Source organism: Dactylosporangium maewongense, from assembly GCF_039531485.1.
GTDB classification, from domain to species: Bacteria; Actinomycetota; Actinomycetes; order Mycobacteriales; family Micromonosporaceae; genus Dactylosporangium; species Dactylosporangium maewongense.
Genome location: NZ_BAAAQD010000006.1, coordinates 1 through 7450 on the forward strand (window position 1 = coordinate 1; position 7450 = coordinate 7450).

Consider the following 7450-nt stretch of genomic DNA (forward strand, 5'->3'; position numbering starts at 1 on the left):
ATCGCGGTGAAGTGCTCGAACGTGAGGTGCTCCGGGAAGAGCCGCGGCGGGAACCGGAACACCTCGTGCGTCGGGGTCAGCGCCGTGACGAGCACCCAGTAGACCGGCCCGAAGGCGAAGATGCCGATCAGTGCGACCGTGGTGGCAGGGCCGAACAGCCGGCCCGCACGGCGCTTGCGGACCACGTCCTTCGGCCGGACGACCACCGGCGATTCCTTGACCAGCGTGGGTGCGCTCATGCCGGCTCACCCCGCTCGGAGACCCGCACGTAGACCACGACGAGGGCTAGGATCAGCACCAGCCACAGGGCGCCGAGGGCGCTGGCCTTGCCGAGGTCGAAGGCCTTGAACGCGGTGTCGTACACGGCGACGGCGAACGTGGTGGTGGAGCCGGCCGGCCCGCCGTTGGTGAGCACATAGATCATGTCGAAGTGCTGCACGTTCCAGATCACCTCGAGCAGCACGACGATGCCGAGGATCCCGCGCAGGTGCGGCAGCGTCACGTGCCAGAAGCGGTTGACCGCTCCGGCGCCGTCGAGTGCCGCGGCCTCGTGCAGCGCCGCCGGGACGGTCTGCAGCCCGGCGAGCAGCATCACCATGATCCACGGGAAGCTCGCCCAGCTCTTGGCCACGATGACGGCGGCCATCGCGGTGCCGGGGCTACCGAGCCAGACGATCGGCTCGTCGATCAGGTGCATGCTCGTGAGGAGCCCGTTGAGCAGGCCGTAGTTGGCGTTGAAGATCCACATCCAGACGAACGACACGACGACGCCGGGGATCACCCAGGGCATCAGGAACAGGCCGCGCAGCACCGCCCGGCCGCGCAGTCTCGTGTTGAGCGCCAGGGCGAGGGCGAAGCCGATGACGACGGGCACGACGGTCGAGCCGACGGTGAAGACGACCGTGTGCTCCAGGACCGGCCAGAAGTTGCGCTCCAGCACCTCGGCGAAGTTGTCGAAGCCGGCGAAGGAGCGGCCCGGCAGCACCAGGCTCTGGTTGAACAGGCTGGTGGACAGGGACCCGATCAGCGGATACAGCACGACCGCGCCGAGCAGCGCGAGCGCCGGCAGGGTCAGCAGGAACCCGAACGTCCGGTCCTTCACAGCGACACCGCGCTCGGGTGGTGCGCCGGCCCGACATAGCCGAGGCCGATGCTGATCGAGTCGGCCGCCTCGATGACCATCCGGGACAGCGCGACCTCGCGGCTCTGCAAGTCGATTGCGGAGAGCGGACCCGACACCGACAGCGCGGCGACGACGGTGCCGGCGCCGTCGCGGATCGGGGCGGCGACGCAGGCGCGGCCCAGCGCCAGCTCCTCCAGCTCGGAGCCGTAGCCGCGGGCGGCGGTCAGCTCGAGCTCGGCGTCGAGCTTCTCGTGGGTGGTGATCGTGCGGGGCGTGTAGCCGACCAGGGCGCTCGGCGGCAGCAGCCCGCGCCGCTCGACCGGCGTGAGGCCGGTCAGCAGCGACTTGCCCAGGCCGGTGGCGTGCAGCGGGTTGCGCTGGCCGGCGAGCACGAACGACCTGGGTGCCTGCCGGCCCTCGAAGTTGAGCAGGTAGAAGAGGCTGGCGTCGCGGCGGACCGCGACGTTGACGCCGAGGCCCAGGTCGGCCGCCAGGTTCTGGGCGATCTGCCGCGCCTCGCGGTGCACGGGGTGGCTGTTGAGCACGGCGCCACCGAGGCTGACCGTGTCCAGTCCGAGCCGGTAGAGCCCGCTGACCGGGTCGCGGTCGACGAAGCCGGCCGCCTCCAGGGTTGCGAGCAGGCGGGACGCGGTGGAGAGTCCAAGGTCTGCGAGTTTGGCGACGTCGGAGACGCGCAGCTCGGAGCGGCCGGCCGTGAAGACCCGCAGCACCGTCAGCGCCCGCTCGACGCTCTGGTTGCTTCCGACATCCGAAGCCATCAGGACCCTCTCTGGAAGTTGCTTGCGTGATACGGCAAGATATCCCGCATGCTGCAAGTGGTCAACCGCACAGCGGGGGTGCCCCGTGAGGATCGTTGACGTGACGACCTTCCCGCTCAAGCTGCGCGGGGAGGACGTCTACCTGGGCGCCGCCACGCGCTCGAATCCCGAAGAATCCGCCTATTACCTCCGGCCGCCCTGGCGCAGCCTGTACTCGGATCGTTACGAGACGCTCCTCGTCAGGATCACCTGCGACGACGGCACGGTGGGCTGGGGCGAGGCGCTCGCACCCGTCGGGCCCGAGATCGTGCAGGCCATCGTCGACCGGCTGCTGGCGCCCGCGCTGCTGAAGCAGGACCCGCGGCGGGTCCGGCCGATGTGGACCAGGCTCACCGGCCTCATGCGGGAGCGCGGCCACCTCGTCGGCCACCAGGCGGACGCCCTGGCGGCGGTGGACATCGCCCTGTGGGACCTGGCCGGCAAGGCGGCGGGGCTGCCCGTCCACGCGCTGCTCGGCGGGGCCTACCGCGACACCGTGCCGACCTACGTCTCGGGCCTGCCCGTCGCGACCGACGCCGAGCGGGCCGAGCTCGCCCGCAACTGGCTTGCACAGGGTGCAACCTCGGTGAAGCTCCACCTCGGCCGTGGGGTGGAGGAGGACCTGGCCACGTTCGACGCGGTTGCCGCGACCGGGATGCGGGTCGCCGTCGACGCGCACTGGGCCTACGACCTCGCCGACGCGCTGCGCCTCGGCAAGGCCCTCGACGCCCGCGGCGCCTGGTTCCTGGAGGCGCCCCTCGCGCCCGAGGACGTCGACGGCCACCAGGAGCTCGCCGCCGCGCTCGTCACCCCCGTCGCCGTCGGCGAGACGCTGCGCAACCGGTTCGAGTTCAAGCTGTGGCTGCAGGAGCGGGCCCTGGACCTCGCGCAGCCCGACGTCGGCCGCACCGGCATCACCGAGGCCATGGCCATCGCGGAGATCGCCTCCGTGCACCACGTGCCGGTGGCGCCGCACCACTCCGTCGGGCTCGGCGTCGTCCTCGCCGCCGGCATCCACGTCGCCGCCGCGATCGAGGCGATGCCGGTCTTCGAGTTCCAGCCCGGCCCGTTCCCCGTCGCCAACCGCATCCTCACCCGGCCGCTGACCGGCGGACCCGGGTCGTTCCACCTGCCGACCGCGCCGGGCCTCGGCGTCGACGTCGACATCACCGCCCTTCTGGAGGACCAATGAGTGGCCAGCAAGCACAGATTCAGCTCGCGACGACGCCGCAGGTGGCGCCGTGAGTGGCCAGCGGAGCGGCTCGGGCCGCTCATCAGCAAGCACAGATTCAGCTCGCGACGACGCCGCAGGCGGCGTCGTGAGCCGGTCCACCGACGTGCGCGGGCTGATTCCCGTGCTCGCCACCCCGTTCCACCCCGACGGCTCCCTGGACACGTCCAGCCTGCGCCGGCTCGTCGAGTTCTCCGCCGCCGCGGGTGTGGACGGCGTGGCCGTGTTCGGCTTCGCCAGCGAGGGCTTCACGCTGACCACGGCCGAGCGGGCCGCCGTTCTCGCCGTCGTACGGGACGCGCTGGGCCCGACCCTGCCGATCGTCGCCGGCGTGTCGGCGACCGGCACCGGCGACGCGATCGACCAGTGCCGGGCCGCGGCGGACGCCGGTGCCAGCGTGGCGATGCTGATCCCGCCGTTCATGGTGAAGCCGTCCCCGGCCCAGATCGTCGACTTCTACGGTGCGGTGGCCGGGGCCGGAGGGCTCTCGGTGATGGTGCAGGACGCGCCCGCCTCCACCGGCGTCAACCTGCCCGTGCCGCTCATCGTCGAGCTGTCGAAGCTCGACGGCGTCGACTCGGTGAAGGTCGAGACCCAGCCGACCACCCCGAAGGTCGGCGCCGTCATCGACGCGACCGCCGCCGACTTCCTCGTCCTCGGCGGCCAGAACGCGCTGTTCGTCCTGGAGGAGTACGCCCGCGGCGCCGTCGGCACCATGCCCGCGAGCGAGTTCCCGGACCTGCTCGTCCCGGTCCTCCGCGCGTACCAGGCGGGGTCGCTCCGGGAGGCGCGGGAAGGGTTCAACCGGCTGCTGCCGCTGATCCGCTTCGGGCTGCAGCCGGGGATCGCGTGGTCGATCCACAAGCACGTGCTGCACCGGCGGGGTGTCATCGACTCCACGACGGTCCGCGCGCCCGCCGTGGACGCCGACCCGGCGACCCTGGCCGCGCTGGACGTGATCCTGGACGACCTCGGCCTGTCAGGACCGGCCCGGTGAGCGTCGTCCCGGACGGCCGCCACGGTTCAGGGAGCGCCCGGTGAGGGGCGTGCTGGTCATCGGGGCGACGTCGCCGATCGGGCTCGCGATCGGGCGGGCCTTCGCCGGCGACCGGGTCGCAGCCGCCGCCCTGGACACCACCGGGGATCCGGCGTTCGAGGCGAGCTGGGCGGCCGACTGCTCCACCCCCGGCGGCGCGGCGGAGGTGGTCGGCCGGGCCGTGGACCTGTTCGGCCGGCTCGACGTGCTCGTCCTCGCCGCCGCGGTCATGCCGGTCGCCCCCGCCGAGACCCAGACCGACGACCAGTGGCGCGCCGCGATCGACGTGACGCTCTCGGGCGCCTTCTACGCCTGCCGGGCGGCGCTGCCGCACCTGCCTTCCGGCGGCAGCATCGTCGCGGTCACCTCCGTGAACAGCTTCCTCGCCGCCCCCGGCCTGCCCTCGTACGCGGCGGCGAAGGCGGGACTGGACGGCCTGGTGCGCCAGCTCGCCCTCGAGTACGGCCCGCGCGGCATCCGCGTCAACGCGGTCGCGCCGGGTCTCATCGGCGGCGACGACCTCCCCGCCGCCGCCGCCGAGGGCTACCCGCTGCGCCGCGTCGGCCGCCCCGAGGAGGTGGCGTCCGCGGTGGCGTTCCTGGCGTCACCGGCCGCCGGGTTCGTCACGGGCGCCTGCCTTCCCGTCGACGGCGGCCTGTCGATCGCCTCCCCGGCCGCGTTCCTGCGCCCCGACCTCCGCGCGAGGTGGCTCCCGTGACCGCCGTTGTCCGGGGTGCGGGCGGTCGCGGGAGGTGGATCGGGTGAGCGGGCTGATCGTGGGGCTCGGCGAGGCGATGGTGCTCTTCCAGCCCGCCGACCTCCTCCCCCTGGAGGAGTGCGCGACGGCGTCGGTGCACGTGGCCGGCGCCGAGCTGAACCTGCTCGCCGCGGCGGCCAGGGCCGGGGCCCGGTCGGCGTTCTGCAGCCGGGTCGGCGACGACCCGTTCGGGCGGCGGGTCGTGGCGGCCGCGGAAGGGCTCGGCGTCGCCGCCGGTCTCGTCGCCGTCGACGGCACCCGGCCGACGGGCGTGTTCGTGAAGGACGTCCGGCCCGACGGTGCGCGGCGGGTCCACTACTACCGGGCCGGTTCGGCGGCGTCCGCCCTCGACGAGGCCGACGCCGACCGGGCTCTGGCCGCCGGGCCCGACCTGGTCGCGGTGTCCGGGCTGACCGCCGCGCTCGGCGACGGGCCGCGGCGGGCGGTGCTGCGGCTGGCCCGCGAGGCGCACGCGCGGGGCATACCCGTCGCCGTCGACCCGAACCTGCGGCCCGGGCTGGACGCGGCCGGTGTCGTGACCGCGTTGCTGCCGCTGACGGCGTACCTCCTCCTCGGGATGGACGAGGCGGTGCCCCTCTTCGGCACGGACGACCCCGGGGAGGTCTTCGCCCGGGCCAAGGCCGCCGGCGTGCGGGAGGTGGTGCTGAAGGCCGGCGCCGACGGCTGCTGGCACGACGGCGGCGACACGCCGGCGCACCTGCCGTCCACGGCGGTCCGGGTGGTCGACCCCGTCGGCGCGGGGGACGCGTTCGCGGGCGCCTACCTCGCCGCCCGCCTCGCCGGGACCGGGCCGCGCGGCGCGGCGCTGCTGGGCACCCGGTTCGCGGCCAGGGTGGTCGCGTCGGCCGGCGACACCGAGGGGCTGCCGGCTCCCGCCGAGGTCGCAGCGATGCTCGCCGAGGCCGGATGACCCTTGCCCGCGGCGGCGGGGATCATCCTCCTGGCGAACGACCTTCAGATCCGCGTCGGGAGGCCGATGGATGGTTGGGTCCTCCACGAGGACCACAGGGGTCCGCCGTCCAGAGGGAGCGTCACAGGTCATGCCCGGAGTGCTCGCGTGGCTCATGCCGAAGGTCCGCCTCAGCGACGCGGCCTTCCAGTCGCGGCACCGGGCGCTGCGGCTGGTGCTGGCGCTGCACCTGCCGGTGCTCGTCGTCCTCAGCCTCGTCAACGGGCACACCGTCGTCGGCGCGCACGCGCACGACGGCGGGTGGCTCGTCTGGTCGGCTAACACGGGCGTGCTGATCTGCGCGATCGCCGGCGGCGTCGCCCGCAGCAGGCGCGGCTCGGCGGTCGCCGTGTCGACGGGTCTCGTGCTCGCCGCCGCGGCGCTCGTGCACGCCGGCAACGGCCTCACCGACCTGCACTTCCACTTCTTCGTCGTGGTCGGGCTGGTCAGCCTGTATCAGGACTGGGTCACGCTGCTGGTCGCCGTCCTGCTGGTCGCGGCGCACCACCTCCTCGTCGCCGCGACCATGCCGGACATGCTGTTCAGCAGCCCGCAGGCGCGCGACCATCCGATCTTGTTCGTGCTGCTGCACGCCGGGTTCGTCCTCGCGATGTGCCTGACGCAGCTGGTGTACTGGAGGTTCGCCGCCAACGCGGAGGCCGAGGTCGACGCCGAGCGGGCGCGCGTCGCCGCGGAGAACCAGACGGCGCTGCGGGCCGCCGCCGACGACGCCACCCGGCGCGAGGAGGCGGCCGCGAGCAACGCCGCGGAGCAGGTCGAGCACAGCGAACGCCTCGGCCGGCGCCTCGAGACCGTCCTCGCCGACGTCGCCGACGCCGGTGTGCGGCTCGGCGCCGAGGCCGGCGCGGCGATGGAGTCGTTCGAGCAGAAGCTGGCGGGGATGACCAGCGCCGTGCGGGACGCCGTCACCGACGTCGAGGCGGCGCTCAACGACTCCAACCACGCGCGCACCGTCATCGGCGAGCTGGAGACCGCGATCGCCGACATCGCCACCGTCGCCGGCCTCATCCAGGCGGTCGCGGACCAGACGAAGCTGCTCGCCCTGAACGCGACGATCGAGGCCGCCCGCGCCGGTGAGGCCGGGAAGGGCTTCGGCGTGGTCGCCAACGAGGTCAAGGACCTCGCCGCGCAGACCGCCGCCGCGACCGGCCGGATCGAGACGACCGTCGGCCAGGTCACCGCCGGCGCGCTCGCGGCGGCGAACGCGGTCGGTGGGGTCGCGGACCGGCTCGGCTCGGTCGCCGCCGCCCAGCGCGAGGTCGAGGCGTCGCTGCACGAGCAGACGAGCCTCGCGGCCACCACCCGCAGCTCGGTCGCGGCCGCCGCGGAGAAGGTCAGCGCCACCGCCCACCAGCCCTGACGCCGCGGGTCCACAAGACCTGGCGGTGTGCACCCCACGAACGCACAACCTTTACCGGATCACGGCACACGCGAGGAGCGCAGCGCCGGTGCAGCACCACGACGCCGAGCGGGCGCGGAAGCAGGTGCCCGGAA

At 73.7% G+C, this 7450-nt stretch carries 7 protein-coding genes and 1 pseudogene; 5 read left to right on the forward strand and 3 right to left on the reverse strand.

Annotation, left to right across the window (positions count from 1 at the left end):
• The 3 genes and pseudogenes from ABD332_RS16555 to ABD332_RS16565 form a co-directional block, all read right to left on the reverse strand.
• Positions 1 to 239: pseudogene (locus tag ABD332_RS16555) on the reverse strand (hypothetical protein); the annotation flags it as partial.
• Entirely contained in the window at positions 236 to 1102 is an 867-nt protein-coding gene (locus ABD332_RS16560; RefSeq protein ID WP_344502812.1) for a carbohydrate ABC transporter permease, read from the reverse strand. The gene ABD332_RS16560 and the pseudogene ABD332_RS16555, both read right to left, overlap by 4 nt.
• Entirely contained in the window at positions 1099 to 1902 is an 804-nt protein-coding gene (locus ABD332_RS16565; protein WP_344502813.1) for an IclR family transcriptional regulator, read from the reverse strand. The genes ABD332_RS16560 and ABD332_RS16565 overlap by 4 nt, the downstream gene beginning before the upstream one ends.
• A gap of 100 nt (positions 1903 to 2002) precedes the next feature.
• On the opposite strand from ABD332_RS16565, the gene ABD332_RS16570 reads away from it, so the two are divergent.
• From ABD332_RS16570 to ABD332_RS60455, 5 genes are all read left to right on the forward strand, one after another.
• Entirely contained in the window at positions 2003 to 3133 is a 1131-nt protein-coding gene (locus tag ABD332_RS16570) for a mandelate racemase/muconate lactonizing enzyme family protein (RefSeq protein ID WP_344502814.1), read from the forward strand.
• A 127-nt stretch (positions 3134 to 3260) separates the two neighbouring features.
• Positions 3261 to 4169 carry a dihydrodipicolinate synthase family protein gene (locus ABD332_RS16575; RefSeq protein WP_344502815.1) on the forward strand — a complete coding sequence of 303 codons (909 nt, stop codon included), beginning with the start codon at positions 3261 to 3263 and terminating at the stop codon, positions 4167 to 4169.
• Positions 4170 to 4209: 40 nt separating this feature from the next.
• Positions 4210 to 4926, forward strand: a complete 717-nt coding sequence (locus tag ABD332_RS16580) for an SDR family NAD(P)-dependent oxidoreductase (protein ID WP_344502816.1) — start codon at positions 4210 to 4212, stop codon at positions 4924 to 4926.
• 43 nt (positions 4927 to 4969) lie between these two features.
• Entirely contained in the window at positions 4970 to 5896 is a 927-nt protein-coding gene (locus ABD332_RS16585) for a sugar kinase (RefSeq protein ID WP_344502817.1), read from the forward strand.
• A 130-nt stretch (positions 5897 to 6026) separates the two neighbouring features.
• Positions 6027 to 7316 (forward strand): methyl-accepting chemotaxis protein, encoded by a 1290-nt coding sequence (locus tag ABD332_RS60455; protein WP_344502818.1) that lies wholly within the window; start codon positions 6027 to 6029, stop codon positions 7314 to 7316.
• The last annotated feature ends 134 nt before the right edge of the window (positions 7317 to 7450 follow it).

What these genes read in the sequence shown, in the direction of transcription:
- ABD332_RS16565 (WP_344502813.1), bottom strand. Translation starts at nt 1,902, where the DNA reads ATGGCTTCGGATGTCGGAAGCAACCAGAGCGTCGAGCGGGCGCTGACG.
- ABD332_RS60455 (WP_344502818.1), top strand. Translation starts at nt 6,027, where the DNA reads ATGCCCGGAGTGCTCGCGTGGCTCATGCCGAAGGTCCGCCTCAGCGAC.